The 24,491-nt window shown below is 53.7% G+C and carries 18 protein-coding genes and 1 pseudogene; 2 read left to right on the top strand and 17 right to left on the bottom strand.

The annotated features are described in order from the left end of the window. Nucleotides 1-12: 12 nt before the first annotated feature. The 5 genes from ACYVH9_RS14135 to ACYVH9_RS14155 all read right to left on the bottom strand — a co-directional run bounded on the left by ACYVH9_RS14135 (nt 13) and on the right by ACYVH9_RS14155 (nt 5,789). Nucleotides 13-999: a FecR family protein gene (locus tag ACYVH9_RS14135; protein ID WP_460637006.1), complete on the bottom strand. Its 987-nt coding sequence runs from the start codon at nt 997-999 to the stop codon at nt 13-15. A 46-nt stretch (nt 1,000-1,045) separates the two neighbouring features. Next, nucleotides 1,046-1,696 (bottom strand): RNA polymerase sigma-70 factor, encoded by a 651-nt coding sequence (locus ACYVH9_RS14140; RefSeq protein WP_460637007.1) that lies wholly within the window; start codon nt 1,694-1,696, stop codon nt 1,046-1,048. 215 nt (nt 1,697-1,911) lie between these two features. Further along, entirely contained in the window at nt 1,912-2,226 is a 315-nt protein-coding gene (rhaM, locus tag ACYVH9_RS14145; RefSeq protein WP_460637008.1) for an L-rhamnose mutarotase, read from the bottom strand. A 110-nt stretch (nt 2,227-2,336) separates the two neighbouring features. Then, nucleotides 2,337-5,162, bottom strand: a complete 2,826-nt coding sequence (locus ACYVH9_RS14150) for a glycosyl hydrolase (RefSeq protein WP_460637009.1) — start codon at nt 5,160-5,162, stop codon at nt 2,337-2,339. A 159-nt stretch (nt 5,163-5,321) separates the two neighbouring features. Beyond that, on the bottom strand, nt 5,322-5,789 hold the full coding sequence (locus tag ACYVH9_RS14155; protein ID WP_460637010.1) for an SRPBCC family protein: 468 nt from the start codon (nt 5,787-5,789) through the stop codon (nt 5,322-5,324). A gap of 124 nt (nt 5,790-5,913) precedes the next feature. On the opposite strand from ACYVH9_RS14155, the gene ACYVH9_RS14160 reads away from it, so the two are divergent. Further along, nucleotides 5,914-6,906 carry a GlxA family transcriptional regulator gene (locus ACYVH9_RS14160; protein ID WP_460637011.1) on the top strand — a complete coding sequence of 331 codons (993 nt, stop codon included), beginning with the start codon at nt 5,914-5,916 and terminating at the stop codon, nt 6,904-6,906. A 4-nt stretch (nt 6,907-6,910) separates the two neighbouring features. Here the strand turns inward: ACYVH9_RS14160 and ACYVH9_RS14165 are convergent, their stop codons facing one another. The 11 genes and pseudogenes from ACYVH9_RS14165 to ACYVH9_RS14215 form a co-directional block, all read right to left on the bottom strand. Further along, nucleotides 6,911-8,596, bottom strand: a complete 1,686-nt coding sequence (locus ACYVH9_RS14165) for a GH39 family glycosyl hydrolase (RefSeq protein ID WP_460637594.1) — start codon at nt 8,594-8,596, stop codon at nt 6,911-6,913. Between the two features lie 270 nt (nt 8,597-8,866). After that, a pseudogene (locus tag ACYVH9_RS14170) lies at nt 8,867-9,316 on the bottom strand (polysaccharide deacetylase family protein); the annotation flags it as partial. A 107-nt stretch (nt 9,317-9,423) separates the two neighbouring features. Further along, a complete protein-coding gene (locus tag ACYVH9_RS14175; RefSeq protein WP_460637012.1) occupies nt 9,424-10,749 on the bottom strand; it encodes an MFS transporter in 1,326 nt (441 codons plus the stop codon). A 158-nt stretch (nt 10,750-10,907) separates the two neighbouring features. Next, nucleotides 10,908-12,023 (bottom strand): ABC transporter permease, encoded by a 1,116-nt coding sequence (locus ACYVH9_RS14180; RefSeq protein ID WP_460637013.1) that lies wholly within the window; start codon nt 12,021-12,023, stop codon nt 10,908-10,910. Next, nucleotides 12,020-13,126, bottom strand: a complete 1,107-nt coding sequence (locus ACYVH9_RS14185; protein WP_460637014.1) for an ABC transporter permease — start codon at nt 13,124-13,126, stop codon at nt 12,020-12,022. Before ACYVH9_RS14185 ends, ACYVH9_RS14180 begins: the two co-directional genes overlap by 4 nt. 3 nt (nt 13,127-13,129) lie before the next feature. After that, the gene (locus ACYVH9_RS14190; protein ID WP_460637015.1) at nt 13,130-13,864 is read right to left on the bottom strand and encodes an ABC transporter ATP-binding protein; all 735 of its coding nucleotides are present in this window, start codon (nt 13,862-13,864) and stop codon (nt 13,130-13,132) included. A gap of 5 nt (nt 13,865-13,869) precedes the next feature. Next, nucleotides 13,870-14,793, bottom strand: coding sequence for an ABC transporter ATP-binding protein (locus ACYVH9_RS14195; RefSeq protein WP_460637016.1), 924 nt, complete (start codon nt 14,791-14,793; stop codon nt 13,870-13,872). A 109-nt stretch (nt 14,794-14,902) separates the two neighbouring features. After that, entirely contained in the window at nt 14,903-15,832 is a 930-nt protein-coding gene (locus tag ACYVH9_RS14200) for an HlyD family secretion protein (protein WP_460637017.1), read from the bottom strand. Nucleotides 15,833-15,854: 22 nt separating this feature from the next. Then, entirely contained in the window at nt 15,855-17,120 is a 1,266-nt protein-coding gene (locus tag ACYVH9_RS14205; protein WP_460637018.1) for a TolC family protein, read from the bottom strand. 67 nt (nt 17,121-17,187) lie between these two features. Then, entirely contained in the window at nt 17,188-17,805 is a 618-nt protein-coding gene (locus ACYVH9_RS14210; protein WP_460637019.1) for a TetR/AcrR family transcriptional regulator, read from the bottom strand. A 135-nt stretch (nt 17,806-17,940) separates the two neighbouring features. Next, nucleotides 17,941-19,848, bottom strand: coding sequence for a glycoside hydrolase family 88 protein (locus tag ACYVH9_RS14215; protein ID WP_460637020.1), 1,908 nt, complete (start codon nt 19,846-19,848; stop codon nt 17,941-17,943). A 223-nt stretch (nt 19,849-20,071) separates the two neighbouring features. Here ACYVH9_RS14215 and ACYVH9_RS14220 point away from each other — a divergent pair, with 223 nt between their 5' ends. Continuing rightward, the gene (locus ACYVH9_RS14220) at nt 20,072-22,738 is read left to right on the top strand and encodes a cation-translocating P-type ATPase (RefSeq protein WP_460637021.1); all 2,667 of its coding nucleotides are present in this window, start codon (nt 20,072-20,074) and stop codon (nt 22,736-22,738) included. A gap of 85 nt (nt 22,739-22,823) precedes the next feature. Here the strand turns inward: ACYVH9_RS14220 and ACYVH9_RS14225 are convergent, their stop codons facing one another. Further along, on the bottom strand, nt 22,824-24,464 hold the full coding sequence (locus ACYVH9_RS14225; RefSeq protein ID WP_460637022.1) for a glycerol-3-phosphate dehydrogenase/oxidase: 1,641 nt from the start codon (nt 24,462-24,464) through the stop codon (nt 22,824-22,826). Nucleotides 24,465-24,491 lie beyond the last annotated feature (27 nt).

The following is a 24,491-nucleotide window of genomic DNA, read 5'->3' on the forward strand; positions in this document are numbered from 1 at the left end:
TAGGATCGTTAGTTATTCGAAAAAAGTGACGATATTTTCTTGTTGACGGTAATTGACTTCCAGCAATTCTGCCAACACCTGGAGCATATCCTGGGCGGTTTTGGCCTGAAACGTCCCCGAAACCGTGCGTTGGGCCAGCGTTGAGTCGGCCATGCTCAGTTGAAGGCCGTAATTGTCCTGTAGCAGCTGCGCGATTTCCGGCATGGTCGTATGATCAAAAACGAAGCGGTTATCCCGCCAGTCGTCCGCCCGGCTGGGATGCGGAACACGGCGCATCGACAATTTTCCGTCGGCTTCCAGCCTGACCTGATCCCCCGGCTGCATCAGCACGGGATTCGCCTGCGGACGGTTGGTTTGCTGGACCCGAACGCGGCCTTCGTTGAGCACCACCCGGGTTCCACCCGGACGACTGTACACCGAAAAGTCCGTTCCCAATACCACCACCTCGACATTATTGGCCATTTTGACCACAAACCGCTGGTGATCCGGCATATGCCGCACCCGAAAATTGGCCTCTCCGGTTAATTCCACCCGGCGGCCCTGGGTCCCGAACCCGAACCGCGTATACCGGAGCGACGAATGAGCGTTCAGCACCACAACGCTGCTATCCGGCAGCATGTATTCCCGCACTTCGCCATAAGCCGTTTCCAGCGTTTGGTAAAACAGGAAATTCCGACCCAGCCATAGACCCGCCCCCAACACCAGTACTACCGCAGCGGCCACCGAAAGCCACCGAAACGGGAAACGATTTCGACCCGGGTGTGTCAGCGGCAGGGCGGGCTGCTGCCAGGCATCCAGTTCCTGCAGCGACACCTTCAACGCCTGCTCTTCTTCGGCAGCATACTGCGGAAAGACGCGCTCCCATTCCTCCAGCCATTCGTAATACAACTCCTGGTGATCGGGCGTACGAAGCCACTCTTCGATCATCCGGCGTTGCAGCGGAGTAGCCCGCCCGGCAAAATGCTCGAACAAAATATGTTTGGTAACCAAATGATTCATAAAATGGGAGGTTTACTGAGCCAGACACAAAAACCGGCATTTGCCCTTAGCTGACAAAGAACCATAGACTCATCAGCAGCCCTTGCTGCAGGACTTTTTTCAGCACACTCAGGGCTTTGGTCAGGTGCGTTTCTACGGTTTTGACTGAAATATTCATTTCGTCGGCAATCTCGGCGGCCTTCTTCCCTTCAAACCGGCTCAACACAAAAACCCGTTGGCACTGCGTGGGCAAGCCGCCGACCGTTTCCTGAATTCGGTGAAGCAGTTCGGTAACCTGTAGAAGCTGGTGCGGATCTTCCACCGTCGGAACGTCGTCGAACGGCTGGTTCTGGGCATCCATCGAAAACTCGCCCTTCACCTGATCGCGGAGGTAGTTGCTGGCCCGGTTGCGAACCGCCCGAAAGAGATAAGCCCGGTACGAAATTGTAATTTGCTGATACGCCCCGGTTTTCCAAAAATTCAGAAACACTTCACTTACCAGGTCCTCGGCGGCTTCGCGGGCATAAATCAGCCGAACGGCATGGCTGCACAGCGGTCGGTAATACCGCCGAAACAGCAGTTCGTACCCTTTTCGCGGGTTTTCGGCAAAAGCCTGCCGAATCAACAGTTCCGAATCCGTGGTCGGGTTGAAGCTGTCGGTATGCAGGGTCCGACGGCGTAACGCATCATCGGGTAACAAGGGTAGTGTTTGCCCCATAACATCAGAATATATCAGGGAAGACACAAAGGACCCAAACCACCCTGAGTTATTTTAAGAAACTTTTTCACTTTTTTAACTAAAAAGCTCAGGAAGGCAGAAAACGGAGAAAAATAGAATTGCAGAAAAAAGCTACGCCATCCTCTTCCCTGAGAGGATGGCGGTCGAGGATTAAGAATAATCCCGTAAAGAGGCTGAAGACCGAACGGACGCGGCTAATCCGCGTGAAATACCCGCTCGAGTCTGGTGGCAACTGGCGAGTTATCGGGGTTGACGTCCATGAGATCGGCCATGTAATCCCACCACTTTTTCATGATCGGTAACTCCGGCAGCTGATCGGCGGTATGCCCCTCCACCCGCTTCTGCACCGCAAAGAGCTTGCCGCTGGTCCGGTCCAGAAAAATGGAATAATCCCGGATGCCGGCTTCGGTCAGTGCCTGCGACAACTCCGGCCAGACTTCATCGTGACGGCGTTTGTACTCGGTCTCCACGCCGGGTTTCAATTGCATCGTAAAAGCAATTTCCTGCATTTGAATTAGGGTTAGAAAAGCCGTTTCAACGGCGGATTAATAGAGTTTACCACATGGCACTGGCGGACTCCTAACGGTTTTATCTGGACCCGCCAACGGCTAAACCTGTTTTATTTCCCGGCACTAACCGGGGTCAGTGTTACCGGCCCGATCAGCCCCGATTCGCGCGGTTTCCATTTTTCGGCGGTAAAGTTGCCATCCGCGCCCCGGTTTTCGCGCAGCCGGGCCGACATATTGATGTTGTAAAACTTCTTCCAGTTGATGCCTTCCCGGTCCAGATCCGTAATGCGGTTCGCCATGCTGTTGGAGACAAAAACCGTCAGCTCGTTGGTTGCTTTCAGTTGGTCTTTGGGAATAAACAGCTGATACGTTGGTCCAATCAACGTTCCGATCTCTTTGCCATTCAGCCGTACCCGGGCACTTTCGGCCACCTTACCCAGGCTGAGCAGCCAGCCTTCCCCGTTGCCTTCGGGTTTCGGAAAAGAGATGGAGTACGAAGCCGTTCCCGAAAACTTTTTCACATAATCACCGTCCAGATCAGTCCACGAACCCAGGTTATCGGTTTCTTTTTTGGCGGGCAGTTGGGGGCCGCCGGAAACGAAATTGATGGTCCATTTGCCCCGGATAGCCTGCACCGACCCTGCCGGTTTCCAGTACGCATACGCCGGGCCACTGACGACGGTATTGGCCGTTTCCAGAATGCAGGATTCGCCGGGGGCCAGTTGCAGGTAAACTTCGTTTTCGCCACCAGCCGCCGTGCGGAAATTAGCCATGCCCAGTTTCTCGGTCATCGGATTGTAGAGCGCCACGGATTTGGCCGCCGTACTGAGCGGAAACCACCCTTCAACGGTTTTATCGCCCCAGTTGGCAATGAAATAATACTTCCCGCTGGCGTGGCTCCGGCGCACCAGCTGCAACCCGTTATCCACCATCCGCTCCCGTTTCACACCGGCAGCCGTTAGCAGCGCATCGGCATTTTTTGCCACCAGAAAAGCGCCTTTGCCCACCGTGGCCTTCCGGATGCCTTTGCTCTCCGTAAACTTAAGCTGGGCCACCAATTTTTTAAACGCATCCCGGCGATTTTCCAGATTCCCAAAACCGGGCACATCTTCGGGCAACTTGTTCACAAACACTACCGTTGCGCCATTTTGCGCCAGCCGGATCAGTTGCTGAAACGTACCTCCCGGCATGTACTGGGCTTCAGGCACCAGAACCGTCTGGTAGTTCACCCCACCGGTTTGTAGTTTCCCGCCGGTCGTCGTAACGTTCAGCAATTGTTTATCCGAAATAAAGTCAAAACCGTAGCCTTTTTTCCAGAGTGTTTCGGCGTGTTCTTCCACCGGTAACCCTTTGAAACCGTGCTCAATGCCGTCGTAATGCTGCAACAACACCTTACCGGGCCGCGTGAACGAATCGTATATCGGCAGGTACACCAGCACGTCGTTGTTGGGCTTTCCGGCCTGCAAAAACGACTGACAGCGGGCCACGTACTGATTCAGTTTTCCGAAATCAGTCCAGAATGTATTGTTCGGATTGAAATGCACGGCGGCATAAAACAACCAGCCGGGCCAGGCTGCATTCTGGGGCGAGTAATTGGTGCCGTGGTAAAACGTGTGATTGACCCCGCCAAGCAGAAACCGGTCCATGTCTTTTTTGATATCACTCAGCTTCGACAAAAAATGCTCGTTGTCCCAGGTCGCCGACTCGGAGGAAGTGAGCTTCTTACCGGTTACATTGGCCGCCGATGACGCAAATTTGATCCGCATCATCTCCGTGCCCTCGATTTCCGGAATGTCCGTGATGGCGTACAAATCCAGGATATTGGCGGGTGAACCGTGCGCCTGATTCCGAATGATCTTTCCCTTGGTTTTAGCCCATTCGCTCCAGGTTTTGGTGTAATTTTCCAGGAGGAGCTCCGAGATGGTGGAACGGTAATCCGTCAACACCCGCCCGTTTTTATCCTCCGAATCTTTCCCAAACAAAGCCGCCAGGTGATTCCGCAAATCGTACCCGTGGCGCTTCTTAAATTCATCAAACAAAGCGGGCGTCCAGTTGCTTTCGCCCTGCGCATCGTCCACTTCGTACGAATCGTTGAAAAAAGCCCGCAACGTTTTCAGATCATGGCCCTTAAACGCTTCATCAAATTTGCGGAGGTAATTCTGCATAGCGGTTTTGGAAAAATGGTCGATCACGTCGCCTTCGCCCCCCGGCCCCGCCCGCTCGACCATCTTGCCGTGCCAGCCCTGAAAAACCGCGTACAGCGTCCATTTGCCCTCTGGTGCCGTCCAGTTCAGCGCCCCTTTGCCATCGACTTTGGTCGTCAGATCAAGGGTCTGCCCTTTGTCGGAATAAGCCATCAGGGTTTGCAGCGGCAACGGTTTTTCAAACCGCACCTGATCAAACGCGTGCCGTTGCAGGTTCGGATTTTTGGTAATTGGCTCGACCAGCTTCTTGATATCGATTTTTTCGCCCACCGTCCGGACCAGCGGCGGCTGGATATACACAATCGGTTCAACCAGCTTCTCCCCACTTTTCAGGCTGTAGGTTTTGTAGGCAACGTACTTGCAGGCATCCGCCGGGCTCACCCACGGTCCGCCGAAAGGCCAGCCCGATGCCTGCGCCAGATCAACGCCCATGCCGAGCCGATTGGCTTCTTTCAGCGTGTGGTCCAGCATCGTCATCCAGGTCGGCGACAGAAAGTTAATAAACTGTCTTTCCGCGCCTTTCACTCCATAGATGGGCGTCACTTCGACCCCGCCCAGACCCGCTTTTTTGTATTGATCCAGGAGAATCGTCAGGTCTTTCGGATTGACCGCGCTGCCCATCCACCACCAGCGCGTCCAGGGTTTTGTCTGCTGTGTGATCGTCGGCCAGCGGGGCTGGGCAAACGAAGCCGTGCTAAGAAAAAGAGCCGCTATGAGTATAATCCGTTTCATCGCTTTCAAAGAAGAAGGTATGCCAACGATCCGATCAAAAATCTTACTGATCGATTCGGTGGCCAATTCATTCTGTGTAAGTTAGAACCGGGTATTTTTTACTCTTTACGCTTGCCGTTGGCCATGAACTGAAATCAAAATCAGCAAAAGAATCACCGCTTAGAATGGGTTCGCCTGTTGATCAGCCAGCCCGTTAGGAGCACCCTTTCCGGTTGTTATCATCGGTATCAAACTATGCTGCAAATACTGTCGCCAGCCCCTCGTACACGCCCCAAAACACTCAATTTCAGCAACCAGCCCCTCGTGCGTGAAGCGGATTTGCGTCTGTTCATTCTGGGTGGATAGCTCAAACCGGACCTGAGTTCCGGTCCATTCGCTTTTGTCGTTGAGGAAACTCAGGTGACTATCGGTCACCAGCCAAACGACTTTCTGACCCGGGATTACCTCGACCAACTTTTGCCGGGAATAATGTACCTGGCCAAACCGGACTTCAAACTCGTCGTTGAGCTGTTCCGACCGACCCTTAAACTCTTCGGACCACCAGCCACGAACGTGATTGATGGCATTGAAAACTTCGTCCGGCGTTTGATCGACCCGAAAAGTAAGCGTGAAACTGCTGGAGTTCATCGTGTTGCGGCTTTGGTTTACACCGCAAAGGTAGAGTCTAAACTCCACACGGGCAGGGTGTAAAATGGACTTTCTGATGGGTTGATCTGGACACCACCAACGTCTATCTTCGTACCAAAAAGGTATGAAACACCTCACCATTATTGTCCCCGACGGCCAGAGTGATTTGAGCAGCATCGCCAGCATCATAGGTGCGTACGAAATCTTTGCCAGCGCCAATTCGTATTGGCAGGAATCCGGCAGAAAAGCGTTGTTTCAAATTGAATTAGCCGGCATTTCGGCAAAAGCGGAGTTTTATAACGGCCTATTTTCCATAAAACCACAAACCCACATTTCCGCCATCCGCCAAACCAACCTGATCATTATTCCGTCGCTGGCTCGAAATTTCCAAAAAGCCGTGAATGGCAACAAACTGCTCATCGACTGGATTGAAAAACACTATAAAAACGGTGCTGAAGTGGCTAGCATCTGCACCGGCGCGTTTATGCTTGCGTCTGCCGGTTTGCTCGACGGCCGAAAATGTTCAACACACTGGTCTGCTGCGGATACGTTCCGCCGGTTGTTTCCCAACGTGCATCTGCAATCCGATCAATTGATTACGGACGAAAACGGCCTGTATACCAACGGGGGTGCGTATTCGTTTCTGAACCTGCTCATTTACCTGATTGAAAAATACTACGACCGCCCAACCGCTATTTACTGCGCCAAAGTTTTTCAGATTGAAATTGACCGGCAAAGCCAGTCGGCGTTTACCATCTTTACCGGTCAGAAACAACACAGCGACGAACTGGTAAAAAAAGCCCAGGCTTACATTGAGACCAGGTTGGATGAGAAGCTGTCGATGGCACAGTTATCGGCCCAGTTTGCGGTGGGTCGCCGAAACTTTGACCGCCGATTCATCAAGGCAACGGGCAATACACCGGTTGAGTACGCGCAGCGCGTCAAAATGGAAGCAGCCAAAAAGGCGCTGGAAACCAGCCGCAAAACCATCAACGAGGTTATGTACGAAGTCGGCTATTCCGACGTAAAAGCGTTTCGGGAGTATTTCGAAAAATTACCGGCCTATCGCCCCTCGAATACCGGAGCAAATACAACAAGGAAGCCGCCGTGTAACTAAAAACTCACCACGTCAGTTTGAAGAGTGCTACCGCCTGCCGGGGCAAAACCGTGTTTAGTTTCACTTCCCCGTTGGCCACGTCGGTCTTCACCGGAAAACCGTATTGCGCCAGCTGCCCGGCTTTTTCCAGCGCTGCAATCTGCTCCGCCGTCGGTTGCTGGGGTGAGCCCATTTTCTGCCATACTGCGTAGGAGTTGCTGTGTTCCTCATCGATTCGGTACTGCGTGACCAGCACCTGCTTTGTAGGTAAGCCTTTAATGGCCAGATCGACCGGCGAAACCGGAGCCGACACATTATCATCGTGGTAATTCCAGACCATCACGGTTGCGGTGTTCGACGCAGTATCCCGGGCCGCCAGCGCGTTCACATCCGGAGCCGCCCGGCGTACGCTGGAATCACGAACGGCGGTTGTGCGGTACGCCATGTTGCCCGTCACCTCCACCCGCTTCCCGCGCATCATGCCGTACATGCGAAACACATTCAGCACCGGTTTATCAACGCCATTCGTCGCCAGATCGCGGAAACCATAAAACCAGGGCTGATTTTCAAATTCGAACGACCATGAAACCGCCCCTTTGAGATTTACCTGATGAAGGTCGGCCAGTTCGTACTTGCGGGCAAAAGCAGCCGCTGTGTAGCTCGAGTACAACGTGCCATTGCGGTAGGCATTTTCGGGATTGGTTTGCATCCCACAGGCCGCGCAGCCTTCGGGGTCCGACTCGCCAATGATGATCGGCAATTTGCTGAACTCGGGGTACGAAGCTACAATCTGAAAACCGTGCGAAATATCCCGCAGTTGCGTGCCCAGGTTCATCCGAACATGGCCATCGACCAGCCGGGGAGACCCTTTGGCGTGGAAGGCCACAAAATCGAGCGGAGATCCGGTTTTGCCCGTGACGTAATTTTTACCTTTCTGACAATGATCCAGAAACGCTTTCAGGAAAGTTGCCCCCCGCTTGCCCTGCGGCCCCGTGACGTGCGGCCCACCGACTTTGGCCGTTGGCAGCGCCCGCCGGACGGCATCCACCGAATAGTCGTAGAGCTTGTTGTATTCGTCGACCGTGCCGCCCCAGTACGGACTGTCCGGTTCGTTCCAGAGTTCCCAGTACCAGCTCTCAACTTCCTTTTTGCCGTAGCGTTTTACGGAATGCTTAACCCATTGGTAGATCAGTTCGGCCCACTTTTCGTAGTCTTTGGGCGGATACCGCCAGCCCGTATAAATCTTGTCGTAGGGCTGACCGGGTTGCCAGTCGTGCCGGTACGGTTGCGGTTTGGACGAGAGGGCTTCGGGCATAAAACCGATCTGCGCCATCGGCTTCATTCTCCGCTCAATGTAGGTGTCAAAAATTTTGTCAACAATCGTCCAGTCGTACACCGGTTTGCCTTTGGCGTCTTCCGTGTACACGTTGGTGGAGCCCCATTTGAGGGCCGGTTTGCCGTCTCCGGTCACCAGCAGGCTATGCGCCCGCACGTACACCGGCACCGGACTCAGGGCCGCCAGTTCGGACAGCAGTTTTTTGCCGTCTTTCAGGTAGGTGTAATTTGGCTCGTCGTAGCCAAACCACGCCCAGATCGGGTCCATGCGCCCTTTCTGCTTATCCAGATCCACACGAATCGAAACCGGCGGCAGCGGAGCCGGAACGGTTTGCAGAGCTTCTTTGTAATCGACGTATTGCCCCAGATCCCGCATCGCAATCACCTTGTAATCATTGTCGTGCAGGTACTTCATATAATCCTCAAAAATAGCCGGGGGCGTGGTTACCCAGTCGTGCGCGTAATCGGGTACGCCGTGCAGCGTAATCACCACGATCTTACCATTTTTGGCTTGCTGAAAAGCGTTGAAAATTCGCTCTCTGTCGTGATTGTTCGGTTCGGTGGTGCTGTAACTCGGAATCAGGTACGGATGATCGGCTTTCGGATCGTAGGGCCGCGCCCCGCCCACGCGGGCAAACTGGTAGTTTTTTTCTTTCAGAACATCAAACGCGTTGGGATGCGTACCGTAGCCGGGATAGGCAAAAGTGGTCATTGGCCGGTTGATGCCGTAGGCTTTACAACGCGCTTCGAGCGAATCGAGCTGAGCCGTAAACTGCATTTTCGAGAGTTTGGCCACGTTGCTGTGCGTCAGCGTGTGATTGCCCACTTCAAAGCCCAGGCGGTCCAGCTCCCGAATTTGCTCCCAGCTCATGTATTTTTTCTTGTCGGCAAAATCGGGCGGAAATTCGCAGACGTAAAATGTGGCACCAAACCCGTATTTCTTCAGCAGCGGAGCCACCACCGTCGCCTGAGTCACGCTGGCATCGTCGAACGTCAGCACAACGAGTTTGTCGGGAATCGGTTTCCGAACAATTTGCGCCCTAACACCACCCAGCGTAGTGAGCAGCCACATTCCCAGCGCAACGAATCGTTTCATCTGAAATCGTAAATGATTGAGTGCCAACGAACGAACGATACGGTTTACAGCATTCGGTGTTCGATACCCCCGAATGCTGTAAACCGTATCCTGTAAACTTTAAAAAATCAGACTACTTTCACCGGCTCATCCTGGTTCGAAAGCACCACCATTTTGTGTTTCGGAACGAGCAGGTGCATAATGACCCAGGCCAGCAGGTAGCCAAATCCGCAGATCATGAACATAATGTAGTACCCCGTTTCGATGTGCCCCAGCGCCTTGTAATGATCAAACAGTTTTCCGGCCAGCGACGAAATGGCCATACCGCCCAAACCGCCCGCCATACCACCGATACCAGTTACCGAGCCTACGGCTTTTTTGGGAAACATGTCCGAAACCGTCGTGAAGATGTTGGCGCTCCAGGCCTGGTGGGCCGATGTCGCCAGCCCAATGCTCAGCACCGCCAGCCAGATGCCCATGCTACCCAGGAATTGAGCGAAAATGACCGGAACCGCCCCGACGGCGTAGATCAGCATGGACGTTTTCCGCGCACGAAAAACCGGCATTCCTCCTTTGATGAAATTCAATGGTAACCAACCGCCGAAAATACTGCCCACACTCGCAATGGTGTATACAACCGCTACCGGCAACGAAGCCGCCATGCCCGTCAAACCGTATTCCGCTTTCAGGAAGGCGGGCAACCAGAACAGGTAAAACCACCAGATGGGGTCGGTCAGCATTTTACCGAGCACAAACGCCCAGGTCTGCCGGAAGGTCAGCAGTTTGAACCACGACACTTTCTCATCGGAAGCGGCTTCGACTACCCGTTCATCCTGATCGCTGTTGATGTAGGCCAGTTCTGCCGGTGTCACTTTTTTATGCCGGGCGGGCGTGTCGTACATCGTGATCCACAGGACCAACCAGATAAAACCCGTTGCCCCCGTCAGGATAAAGGCCCACTGCCACCCCCAGAATTCGGCAATAAATGGAACGGTCAGCGGAGCCAGGATGGCACCCACGTTGGTTCCGGAGTTGAAAATACCGGTCGCCAGTGCGCGTTCTTTTTTCGGAAACCATTCCGCAATGGTTTTGATGGCCGACGGAAAGTTACCGGCTTCGCTCAAGCCCAAAGCCGCCCGGGCAATGCCAAAGCCGAAGGTTGTTTTGGCAAATGCCGTCAGAACGCCAACGATACTCCAGGCCGTCAGCGAAAGGGTATACCCGATTTTTGTACCAAATTTATCGACCAGCCGCCCAACGCCCAGCATCCCCAGTGCGTAAGCCAATTGGAAAACCGAAACCAGATTTGCATAATCCGTCTCCGTCCAGTTAAAGTCTTTTTCCAGATCACCTTTTAACAAACTAATCACCACCCGATCCAGGTAATTAATCGTTGTGGCAAAAAACACCAGACCACAAATCGTCCAGCGGTACCTTCCAATTGCGTTATTCATGAGTACGGAGAATGTAGAATTCAGCTATACAAAGCAGGGGCCACCGGTTATCTACCTTTGTCTTATCAGTTGTTTCACGGAGTTCAATCGAGTTAAGCAGAGAAAACTCCACTCAGCTCAACTCTCCTTTGCCAGCCTCCGCGAAACAACTGTTAAACTCACACCGTCTTTCGGTACCGCCACGACGCCAGCGCCAGCAGCCCAATCGCCATGCCCGCCAGCGCCACAAACTGACGGCTGACATCGGCAAAGGTGCTGCCCTTCAGCATAACATTCCGGCCCACTTCAATAATGTACTTCAGCGGGTTAATAACATTCAGCCACTGCGCCCATTCCGGCATGTTTTCGGTAGCGGCAAACAACCCGCTGAGCAGGATAAACAACACCATCAGAAAAAAGGAAACGAAGAGGGTTTGCTGCTGATTTTCAGCCATCGTCGAAATAAGCAGGCCCAGCCCTACACTGAGAATAAGAAACAAGAAGGCAAAAACATACATCAGCAAAACACTGCCCTCAATCCGGATTTGGAATAAAAACCGGCCCAGCAGCAAGCCAACCGTAAACAAAACCAGTCCAATCAGCACAAACGGAATGGACTTGCCCAGAATAAATTCGTGTTTCCGGATGGGCGTTACGTTTAGTTGCTCCATCGTTCCGATCTCTTTTTCCCGCACCATGTTCAGGGCCGACACCAGTCCACCAACCAACAGCAGCAGTTCAAACAAAACCCCCGGAACCATGAAAGTTTTGTAGTCCAGCCGGGGGTTGTACCAGTACTGATTCTCGACCTCCATCGTCGGCACTGCTCCCGGCGTCACGGCGCGGGTTTCGGCCAGAATATCAGCGCTGAAGTCCCGGATGATAGCCGTCGCGTAGCCGTTGGCAATGCCCGCTTTGGAGCCGTCGATGGCGTTTAGCAGCAACTGAACGGCGGCACCGCCCTCCTTTTCCATATCCCGCTCAAACCGGGGCGGAATGACCAGAACCAGATCCGCGTTCCCCGCCAGCAGTGTTTGCCGGGCCTGCTTCTCCCCCGGTAAATACCCGGTCAGATTGAAATTGGTCAGGTGGCTAAATTTGCTCACCAGCCGCTGTGAGTAGGTCGTGTGATCGCCATCAACCACGGCAATGTTCAGATTTTTCACTTCGTAATTGGCCGCGTACGACAGCAGAATCAGCTGCATGACTGGGGCTGCGAGCATAATCCGCAACAGTACGGGGTTTCGGCGGAGCTGTCGGATTTCTTTCTCCACCATATAACGAATCCGGTTCATGACAAACGGGGTTTTAGATTTCGCAAACTCAAGCCCATGAAAAACAGGGCCATCCCGATCAGCACCAGCGTGGGTTGCCAGAGATACCGCAGGCCCGCCCCTTTGATCATGATGCCTTTCACAATGGCAATGAAATACTTGGCCGGAATGAGGTTGGAAACGATCTGGAGCGGCTTCGGCATGCTTTCGATCGGAAAAATGAAGCCCGACAGGAAAATCGTCGGCAACAGCATGGCCATCAGCGAGGCAAACATGGCCACCAGTTGCGTTTCGACCATCGACGAAATGAAAATCCCGATCGACAGCGCCAGAAAAATAAACAGCAGCGTTTCGGCCAGCAACAACACCAGGCTGCCGTTCAGCGGTACGTTTAGCGCAAAAACACCGAGGGCAATGATGAGGCAGCCGTTTAGAAACGACAGCACCAGATACGGCACCACTTTCCCGAGCAGAATCTGCCCCTGACTCAACGGCGACACCATCAGCACCTCCAACGTACCGGTCTCGCGCTCACGGGCAATCGTGACGGAGGTCATCAGGGCCGATACCAACAGCAACACCATGGCCATCACGCCCGGCACGAAGACAAACGCGCCCCGAAGTTCGGGGTTGAACACCATGCGGCTGCGTACGTCAATGACCAACGGCGGCTGAACGCCGGGATTGAGATCAAGGGCATAATCGCGGATGATGGCCGACGCGTAGCTGGTCAGGCTAATGGCGGTATTCTGCTCGGTGGCATCGGCCAGCAGTTGAATCTGCGTCTGGCGACCGTGTTCGTAGTTTGCCGTGAAATTGGCCGGAAACACCACCGCCAATTTGATTTGACCCCGCCTGAACGCCCGCTCAATGTCTCTGTTCGAGCGCAGATTTTCCCGCAGTTGAAAATAGCCGGATGCCAGCAGCTTGGTCGTAATTTGCCGCGAATGCGCACTTTTATCGTTATCGAGGATAGCAATTCGTGCGTTCTTGATCTCGTTCGTTAGCGCAAACCCGAAGAGCAGCACCTGCACCAACGGCAGGCCAAACAGGATCAGCAACGTCCGCCGGTCGCGCAGGATGTGGAAGAATTCTTTTTTGACAAAGGCGATGAAGCGGTTCATAATTTAGTTCGTTGAAGTGCCCCGGGCCAGAATCTGAAATACGGCGTCCATGGACTCCACGCCGTAGGTGGTTTTGAGGCCCGTTGGGGTGTCGAGGGCTTTCATTCTGCCGTCGACCATGATTGAAACTCGGTTGCAGTATTCGGCTTCGTCCATGTAGTGCGTGGTCACAAAAACCGTCGTACCGTGGTGGGCAGCCTCATAAATCAGGTCCCAGAATTGCCGGCGCGTGATCGGATCAACCCCACCCGTCGGCTCATCCAAAAACACAATTTTGGGTTGATGCAGCAGAGCCACCGAAAAGGCCAGCTTCTGCTTCCAGCCTAGCGGTAACGAAGCTACCAGCGAATCGGCCACGGATTCAATGCCCAGTTTCGCCAGAATCTGATCGGTTTTTGCCGGAATATCGGCCCGGTGCAGGCCGTAAATACCGCCGTAAAACCGGATGTTTTCGCGCACGGTCAGGTCTTCGTACAGCGAAAACCGCTGGCTCATGTAGCCAATATTTTGCTTAATCTTCTCAGACTGCCGGTAGACATCGAAACCGGCCACCCTGGCTTCGCCCGACGACGGCTTCAGCAGCCCGCAAAGCATCCGCATGGCCGTGGTTTTTCCGGCTCCATTGGCCCCCAGAAAACCAAAAATCTCGCCCTGCGCCACGTCGAACGTGATGGCATTGGTGGCCACGAAATCGCCAAACTTCTTGGTCAATTGGTGGGTAACGACGGCGTTTTCCATGATTGTCAGGTGGTTGGTTGCGGCTGGGTCATCAACGCCATAAAGGTGTCTTCGATGCCGGGTTGAATGGGTTGAATTTCAATGCTTCGGTGATCCTTGTCGAGCAAATACTGCCCAATCTGGCGGTCGGTTGTTTCGTTGGACCGGATGGTCAGGTGCAGGAATTCACCAAAAGCGTAGCAGGCTTCGGTAAATGGGGCCTGCCGCAAATCCTGAATAAGACGATACGTATCAGCGGCCCGAACGGCGTACAACGGTTTTCGGAATCGGCTGGTGATGGCCGACGGCCGATCGACCGCCAGCAAGGCCCCATTCTGCATGAACGCAATCCGATCGCAGCGGCCCGCTTCATCCATGTACGGGGTCGAAACCAGCGTTGTCAGTCCGCGTTCGTTCAGGTTGCGGAGCATATCCCAGAACTCCTTGCGCGAAACCGCATCGACGCCGGTGGTTGGTTCGTCCAGAAACAGTACTTCGGGCTTGTGAATCAGCGCACAACACAGGGCCAACTTCTGTTTCATACCACCGGAAAGCTGCCCCGCCCGTCGGTTTTTGAACGGTTCCAACTGCGAATAAATCTCCTGAATCAGGTGGTAATTCTGCTTGATTGTGGTGCCAAAAACCGTAGCAAAAAACGCCAGATTTTCCTGCACACTGAGGTCCGGGTACAGCGAAAACCGGCCGGGCATATAGCCTACCAACTGCCGCAATGCCTTGTATTCCCTGACCACATCGCGCCCAGCTACCAGCGCCCGGCCCCGATCAGGGAGTAGCAGCGTCACCAGGATTTTGAAAAGCGTGGTTTTTCCGGCACCGTCCGGCCCAATCAGCCCAAACAATTCGCCCGACCGAACCGACAACGACACATCCGTTACCGCCGGCACCTTCTCATACGATTTCGAGGCATTTTCAATGATGATCGCATCCATGTTTTTAGGATTTACGGTTTTCAGTATACGGTTTTGGGTGGCAGACGCACGCTCCAGGCTAACGCGAGTCTGGCGCTCTCATCGTTTAGCAAGCGTCCGTAAACCCACCTCACAACCTCACCTCCCCCGGCATTCCGATTTTTAAACCGCCATCATTTTTCACTTTGATTTTCAGTGCGTAGACCAGGTTGACGCGCTCGTCTTTCGTTTGAATCACTTTGGGCGTAAACTCGGCTTTACTCGAAATCCAGGTGATCGTCCCGGCGTATTCTTTAAATTGATCGTTGGGAGCATCCACCAATACCTTTACCCGCTGACCGCCTTTCACCCGCACCAACTGGTCTCCGCTGATGTAGGCCCGAAGCGTAATCTGATCGAGATCAGCCACTTTATACAACGGCTTTCCGTAACTAACTACTTCGCCGGGTTCGGCAAACTTGACGGTAACGGTTCCGGTAGCCGGGTTAACAATCGTTGCCTTGCTGATCTGATCGTCGAGCTGCCGAATTTGTTCTTGCAGCGGGGCTTCTTCCGAAAGCGTTCCGCTCCGCTGCGTTGTCAGCGCCGATTGCTGGGCGGCCCGTTGCTGACGAATCAGCGCCATCTGCCGTTCAACAACTTCCATTTGGGCTACAATATCATCCAACTGCTTGGCGGGAGCAGCTCCGGCAGCAATCAGGTTTTCGGTCCTTGTTTTTTCGCGTTGCAGTGTCTGGAGTTGTTGTTGCTGAACGGCTAGCTGCTGTTCATAGGGCGACAGCTGGACCGGAATATTCGGTGAGCGATTGGAAACCGCCCGCTGACTGGCCAGCAACTGCGATTTCCGTAACTGGAGTTGCAGCGGATCAATCTGCCCAACGGTTTGCCCGGCTTTTAATGTCTGCCCTTCTTCAATGGCCAGTTTTTGCAAGGCCCCGGTAGCCTCAGCCGACACAATGGTTTCGACGGCTTCGAAATTGCCGTATGCATCCGATTGCGGTTCGGATTGGCAGGCTATCAAACTAATGGATAGCAAACTGATAATCAGGCTATTTTTCATGGTAATGAATCATTTGGGAGGATTAATTGCTGGTGAGTGTGCGGTAGTGTACTATCGCCAATAGCAGTTGTAATTCGTGCGTTTTCTGGTTCAGCAGCGCCTGACTTTCGGCGTTGAGTTCGGTCGTATAATCACGGGCAGCCAGGGTCCCGTTGTCAAGTTGAACGCTGGCGGTTTGCCGGATTTTAGAGCGTAGGCTACTGATTGCCCGGTCTTTTTCGAGCAAAGCACCGATTCGGTCAATTTCGGTTTGCTGCTGCCGGAGTTGCAAAGACAAATTCCGGTCGAATACTTTCTGCTGCACAGCCACCTGCTCCCGGCTGAGTGCCAGCACGGTACGGTCATTGCTGAGTGTATACACCGATGAAAGGTTCCAGCTTAGCCGAAGCCCGCCAATGAAAAAGCCCCGAAAATCGTTATTCAGGAAATTAAGCGCCGGGCGACCCGCCCCCCCTTGGGCAAAGGTACTTAAGCGGGGTTGTAGCCGATTGTTCATCAGCCGAAGCTGCTCATCCAGCAAATGCCGCTGGGCGTCGAACAGCTTTTGCTCCGGGCGACTGAGCGTCAGGTTGGCCACATCGGTTTGACGCTCTTCAATCACAAGCCGTGTACTATCGGTCATCGGGAGTCCCGTCAGGATAGCGAGCTGATCGCGCAGGCCCCGGCGGGTGGCCGCCAGTTGGCCCAACTGCTGCTCAGTATGCAGGATTTCGGCGCGTAACACGTCCACCCCCACCGTTGCAACGGTTCCAAACGTTACCCCAGCTTCGGCCTTGGCAAGGCGGTTTTGCAGTTCTTCGAGCCGGATGCGGGTCAGTCGGGTGTTTTCGTCCGTTAGCAGTATGTTCAGAAAATAAGCGTTTACCTGCTCCTTCAGGCGGTTTTGCTCGACGGCAATCTGTTGCACCCCCACCGCCGTACTGGCCCGCTGGATTTGCTTCTGAAGCGTAGTTTGCTGGCCCTCATACAGCGTATAGCTCACATCTGCCGTCAGTTTGTACTGGTCCTTACTCAGTTGCGGAATTGGTACACCGGGCAACTCAATGGGCAGTTTCGTCACTTCCGACTGCCAGGTCGCCTGCCCGTTGACGCTCAGTTGGGGCAGCCAACGGTTTTTCTCCAGATTGGCTAAGGTCAGCTCACCGGTTTGCTGAATCAGCTCCCGCTGGCGGGTTTGCGGATCATTGGTCAAAACGGCCGCATAACACTGATCCAGCGTCCTGACAGTCTGCGCGCTCACCAACGGGCTCAGGAGCAGGCCCGCTAAAAAGAGGGATAACGGTTTCATAGTTTCATTTAAAAATTTATTCTAAATGCGTTTTTTAAAAAATATTTTAACTGGAAACCAAAAAAAATCACGTAGGTTTTAGATACGCCATCACGGTTTCAAAAACAATCACTTTGCGCTCTTCCAAAAAAGCCTGGTAGGCTATTTCGTCCATTCCGCCGATGTACGAGACAATGGGTTTGGCCATGAACGGAAAGATCAAACTCCCCAGCAACGTCACAATCAACTGCAATGGTTTTACCTTCCGAATCGTGCCTTTTTCGCCCTCAATCTGAAGCTGCCGGGTAAAATAAGCGGATTCCAGCATACTTTTCACATTCAGTTTTTCAAACACCTCGCTACTGTCTTTTTGGAGTTCAGACAGCACAAAAACGGGCACATGCGGGTTTAACCGCAGAAAATCCGTATAGTTATCAACCACTTTCCAGACTTTAATTTCCAATGGAACCTCTTCATTCAGCACCGAAATGATGCGTCCCAGAAAGGAACGCATGGTTTCCAGAAAGATGCTCTGAAAAAGCTGCTCTTTACTCCGGAAGTAGTAATTTACCATCGCCATCGTTGTGCCAGCCTCCTCGGCAATGTGCCGCAGTTTCGCGCCGTCGAATCCCCGTTCCAAAAATACTTTCTGGGCCGCTTCTTTAATCTTCTGTTCCGTATTCTGCTCGGTTAGCTTCGATTTCATAGGGACAAAGGTAATTGGGAAGAAGGATTTATTAAAAGACTTTTTAATAAAATCTTTTAAACCAGTTTTTTCGCGAAGTAAAGCGGAGATAATGGAGGATGAACCAGCGAAATTTATAACTCCGCGAAACAGCTTTTATCGGACCTGCCCCAGCAACCAGGTCGCAAGCTCTTTGCCCGCTTTGTAATTCTCGTAAACCAGCGGAACGATCCGGCCATCGGTGTATTCATTGTAGAGCCAGGGGTCGCCAACGGCAAAAACCGTCCCTTTTCCCACAGTGGCAACCGCCATAATGACATCGTTCCCTTCCGCAACCAACGGACGCGCCGGCGCTTCCAGATCGAGTGTAGCCAGCTCTTTGATGTAAACGGCTTTGGTTTCTTTGAAAACCGGGTTTCTGGCCCGAATCGTCACCTTACCCTGCTCCCAGTTTTTCCCTTTTACCATGTTACGGTTTTTGTCGGTAAACCGCATCCCGAACTGTTGCGCCAGTTCGTTGAAATGGTTGGTTTCGCAATTCGCGGTATCATTCGCCATCATCACCAGCACCCCGCCCGCTTTAACCCACTCCAGAATAGCCTCGGCATCGGCCTGCTGGATATAATTTGGTTTTTGGGTTTCTTTGGGCGAGTCAGGGTCAACAATAATGTAAACGTCGATGCCTTTCAGCGACTCGGCAGTTGGCGCGGTCCGGAGGGCAACGGTTTTGGCCCCCAGCTCGCGGAAGGTATTCCCCCAATGCCAGAATCCCGAGTGCATCCGGTCTTCCCAGGTATAATGAAACTGCTCCGTTTGTCCGAGTACTCCTTTCCGGAATTCGCGGTTGAAATGGTAATCTACAGCCACGGTTTTTCCGGTACCGACGGCCAGTTCCGGCACCATCTCCATTTCTACACTCGCCATAATAAACGGTCCGATTCCCTTCAGATCGTCCTTCCGGAGGGGCTCACTGAGGTAATAGTCATAGCTGCCGTCGCGGTACGGATTACCGCCCAGACCGCCCACGCTGACGGTGCCGGTGAGGTGAATGATCCCGTTGGCTTCCGTTTCGATGAAGTTTTTCAGAATACCCTGATAGCCTTTCTGGGCAGCTGTCAGCCACGATTTGTCGAGATACCCCATTCGCACGCCTTTCGCCAGCGCATACACAAACATGCACGACGCCGATGCTTCAATGTAATTTCCTTTGCGGGCACCCTGGTCGATGATCTGAAACCAGCAGCCCGTTTTCGGATCCTGGTATTTCACGACGGGCGGCACCAGGCGCTGGAGGTACTTCACCAGATTGGCCCGCTGCGGGTGGTTTGGCGGAAAGTAATCCAGCACATCGACCAGCGCCATCGCGTACCAGCCCATCGATCGGCCCCAGAAGTTGGGCGACTGACCGGTTTTTGGGTTGGCCCATTTCTGCTGACGGCTTTCGTCGTAGCCGTGGTACAGCAAGCCGGTTTTCGGATCGAGCAGATGCGTTTCAATCAGGGCAAACTGCTTGGCGATGTCATCGAAGTTCTCCGGCTGCATAAACACCTGACTGTATTCGGCGTAAAAGGGTTCGGCCATGTACAGACCGTCGAGCCACATTTGATTCGGGTAGCGGTTTTTGTGCCAGAAACCGTCCTCTTTCGTACGCGGCTGCTGCGCCAGTTGGTAACGAAGCGTCGAAGCCGCTTTCTGAAACTTCTCTTTTCCCGGCAAGGATTGCTGCACCATTGTCAGCAACAACCGACCCGTCGTGATGTTATCGATGTTAAATTCCTCCGGTTTGTAGGTCCGAATACTCCCATCCGAACGAACAAACTGGTTCAGGTCATTGAGAATATAGTTGAAATATTTCGCGTCGGCAGTTCGGTACCAAACCCGTTCCAGGGCTTTCAGCACCAGCCCCTGTTCATAATCCCAGCGGGCGGTCTTGTGGTTACCGATCAGGATGGAATCCGGATGCCAGGTCATGAACGAATCGGCCATGCGCTGGGAATACGGTTTTTGCTGGGCAATGAGACTGGTGCTCACGATGAGCAAACCAATCAGTAAGAACGATTTCATGGCGGTATACAGGCGGATTGAGATGGGTATGCAGCAGCCTCCGGCCCGGCCTGCCACTACACAATCATTCTATAGAAGGCTTTTACGGCAAAATCTACTTCTTTCCCGAAATTGGCAGCGCCCGGACTTGGCTTATTCGCCAGAAAGTTCGTATTTCCCGATTCCAGCGAACAGCTTGATTTTGTTCGAAGTTACACCAGCATATTCCTATCTACCTATCACAATGTCAACTGTATCCTTTCCCGAAAAACCGCATCAGATCCCGATCGACCAATTGCTGGCCGACCTTCAGGTTGATCCAAAATCCGGCCTGACTGCCAGCGAAGCCCAAAGTCGTTACGAAGAATTCGGGCCGAATGCGTTGCAGGAAACCAAACGTGAGAGTGCGCTCACCATTCTGCTGCGTCAGTTCACCGGCGTCATCGTATACATTCTGGCGGCAGCCGCCGGAATTTCGTTTTTCCTGGGCGAAACCGTCGAAGGTTTTGCCATCATTGCCGTTCTGCTCATCAACGCCATCACCGGTTTTATCCTTGAATGGAACGCCCGCCAGTCGATGGACGCGCTACGCAAAATGGACACCACGCCCGCGCGGGTGCTGCGTGATGGCCGGGTCCGGGAAATCTCGTCGGAGGAAGTCACCGTTGGGGATATTCTGGTGGTTGAAGCGGGCGACCTGGTAGCCGCCGACGGTAATCTATTCGAAGTCAGTCAACTCCAGGCCGACGAATCAGCCCTGACCGGCGAGTCGCTGCCAGTTGATAAAAACACCGAACTGCCCCCGGACGAATCGCCACTGGGCGATCAGCACAACCGTCTGTTTAAAGGCACCCCCATTACGGCGGGCACCGGTCGGGCCGTTGTCACCGGCATCGGGCAGCAAACCGAATTGGGTAAAATTGCCACGATGGTTGAGGAAGCTAAACGCTCGGCCACTCCCCTGGAAGCCAAACTGGACTCGCTGGCCAAAGTACTAATCTGGGTGACGGTCGGGCTAGCGGCTTTGTTTCTGGCGGTTGGTTTGCTCCGGAACGAAGAACCGCTGCGGCTGATCGAAACCGCACTGGCCCTGGCCATTGCCGCTATTCCGGAAGGCATGTCGGTCGTTGCCACCATTGCGCTGGCCTACGGCATGCTGCGACTGGCCGAGAACAAGGTGATTGTCAAGCGGCTATCGGCAGTCGAGACGCTGGGTGGTACCAATGTTATTTTTACGGACAAAACCGGTACGCTTACCCAAAACCGCATCGAAGTCAATACGCTACAACTACCTGATCAGCAGGCCGAAATCCGGGCCGACGCCGAAGCCCAGAAGCTCGAAGTGGTTCACGGCGATGCATCCATTACGGAATCAGACATTTATCAGCAGCTCATTCGGGTTGGGGTGCTCTGCAACAATGCGGATTACGACATCGTCGACGGTAAACCGAAGGAAGTGGGTGACCCGGTAGAAGTGTCGTTGCTGAAGTTTGCCATTGCCGCCGGACAAAATCCGGATGCGATTCACAAGGAATTTCCGCGCAAGGCCGAAAAAGCGTTTAGTTCCGACACCCGGATTATGGGCACGCTCCACGAACACGATGGCGGTTTTTTCGTGGCCGTGAAAGGAGCCGCCGAAGAAGTGCTGGACCGCTGCCAGTCGCTGGACGAAACAGCCCGGAAAGCGTACTACGACCTTTCCGAAAAAATGGCAACCGACGGTTTACGAACGCTGGCCTTTGCCTACCGCGAAACCGATACCAAACCGGGCGACGATTTTGCGGACCAGGACCTCACCTACGTCGGTCTGATTGGTTTTCTCGATCCACCCCGCACCGAAGTCACGCCCGCCCTGCAAGCCTGCCGCGAAGCCGGGATCAAGGTCATTATGGTGACGGGCGACCACCCGGCCACGGCACTGACCATTGCCTCCAAAGTCAAACTGATTGAACCCGGCGAAGAAATCGTGCTGACGGGCAAAGACCTCAAACCGCTGAACGAACTCCAGGCCGAAGACAAAAAGAAACTGCTCGAATCCCGGGTTTTTGCGCGGGTTAGCCCGGCCCAGAAACTGGACATGATTGAGTTGTACCAGCAGGAAGGTGATATTGTTGGCATGACCGGCGATGGGGTCAACGATGCCCCGGCGCTGAAAAAGTCGGATATCGGCATCGCAATGGGGTTACGGGGTACGCAGGTGGCCGCCGAAACCGCCGATATGGTACTGAAAGATGATTCGTTCACGTCCATCGTCACCGCCATTGCGCAGGGTCGGGTGATTTTCGAGAACATCCGAAAATTTGTGCTGTTTCTGCTATCGTGTAACCTGAGCGAAATTTTTGTGGTCACGTTCGCCGGTTTTCTGAATGTTGGCAATCCGCTGCTGCCCTTGCAGATTTTGTTCATTAACATTGTCACCGACGTTTTTCCGGCGCTGGCCCTGGGCGTGGGTCGTGAAAATGAAAGCCTGATGCACAAGCCTCCCCGCGACCCCAAAACGCCGATCATGGACGGTCGCGACTGGCGGATGGTGGTTTTCTACGCGCTGGCTCTCACGGCCTCGGTACTTGGGGCCTATTTGCTCGGTACGCAGAAACTGGGCCTCACGGAAAAAGAAGGCAACAACCTGACTTTTTACGCCTTATCGTTCGCGCAAATCCTGCACGTTTTTAACCTGCGCTCCGGCCACTCGTTTTTTGTCAACGAGATCACGCGCAACCGATACATCTGGTACGCTATTATCCTCTGCCTGGCCATCCTGTTGCTAACCTATTTTGTACCCTTTTTGGCGCAGGTACTCAGCATTGGAACGATTCCCAGCACGGAGCTCTGGCTCATTGTAGCCGCTGGTGTTGCACCCGTTGTGCTGGTACAGATCGTGAAAGGAATCATGCGGCTGAGCAATAAATAATCCTTTTGCAGGGGCGGCCAGAACGGTTTTGCAGCCCCTGCAAAAGCGATGACAGCAAGGCAATAACCATTAACTATTAGAGCTTTCAGACAACCAGGCCCGCCGATTTCCGAAACCAGTCGAGTTCGGCGTGGTAGTCCAGAACGGCTTTCTGGCGTTCTTCGTCAGACCAGCCGAGTTCAGCCGCCATCAGGTCGGCCACGGTTTCCGTAATCTGGTCGGTGGATTGCCAGTCGGTCAGCTCCAGCCCGAACCGGCGGGCCAGCACGTCCTTGAGCGTCTGGGCCATTTCGGCCCGAACCACAAAAACGACTTCCGCTTTGGTGTGCGGCAACTGGTCAGAAAGCCGTTCGCTCCAGTCGGGCTGTTCGCGCATGAGCTGCGCAATTTCCAGGCTTTCTGTACCGTATTGGTGGTTCAGGTGCTGCGCTACGGTTTCTGAAAGCCCGTATTTTCGGACCAGCACTTTCCAGAAATCGTCCGCGTACCCTTCGGCGCCAACAAGCTTAATATGATCGGTAATACACGTTTTTTCGGTCAGCTCCTGCAGTTCGTAGAACTTGTCGATGGTATCCTGCGCCATCAGGCGGTAGGTGGTCCATTTGCCGCCCAGAATGCTGATCAGCCCCGACGTTTTATCGACTTCCACTTCGTGATCGCGCACGAGTTGTTTGGTATCGGCGTTGGGGTCGGCCTGCAGGAGCGGTCGCAGACCCGCAAAACCGGCAATTACCTGATCGGCACGGATCGGTTTTTCAAAATAGCGATTGACATAACTGATCAGGTAATCAACTTCCGACCGTTCTACTACCGGCTCCGTTTCGCCCAGTTCCGACTCCGTTTCGGTGGTGCCAATCATCAGTTTGCCGTTGTACGGAATAATAAAGATGACTCGGCCATCATCGGTTTTGGGTACCAGAATGGCCGTATCGGTCGGCATCAGTTCGCCCGGCACAATGATATGAACGCCTTTGCTCACCCGCATCCGACGGCCCATGTCCGGATTGGCCAGTAGTCGGATTCGGTCGGCAAAAGGCCCCGTGGCATTGATAAACCGCCGGGCCCGCACCCGCAATAATTTTCCCGTCAGCGAATCCCGAACATGCAGTGCTGTCAGTTGGCCGGTGGCATCTTTCTCAAACGCCCGGGCTTCAGCGTGGTTGAGGGCCACAGCCCCGTACCGCATCGCCGTTTTGACCAGCGACATGTTGTAGCGGGCGTCGTTCAACTGTCCGTCGTAGTACAAAACCGCACTGTGAATCTTGTGCGTCAAGGCCGGATTGCGTTTCAGGGCTTCTTCCTTGTTGAGCCACTCACTTTTGCCGATGCTCAAGGTACCCGATAAGGTATCGTACATTTTCAGCCCGGCGGTATAATACACCCCTTCCATCCAGCTCATGCAGGGCGTCAGCAGTGCCAGGGGGTGCGCCAGGTGGGGTGCGTTGCGAATGAGCGTCAGCCGTTCACGCAGGGCTTTTTTCACCATATGATACTGGTTCAGGTCGGCCTGTTTGACGGCCTGTTCCAGATACCGTACCCCGCCGTGAATCAGTTTGGTGGATTTACTGGATGTTTCAGAAGCGAAATCGTGTTTCTCAATCAGAATGGCTTTTAAGCCCCGGCTCTGGGCATCCAGCAAACAACCGGCACCGGTGGCTCCTCCACCAATGATGCACAGATCGAATTCCTGTTTTTCGGCTTGTTCGAGATGGTGTGTACGCTGCATAATCAGAAGGGTTATATTTCAGGGTTA

Source organism: Larkinella harenae (assembly GCF_054780515.1).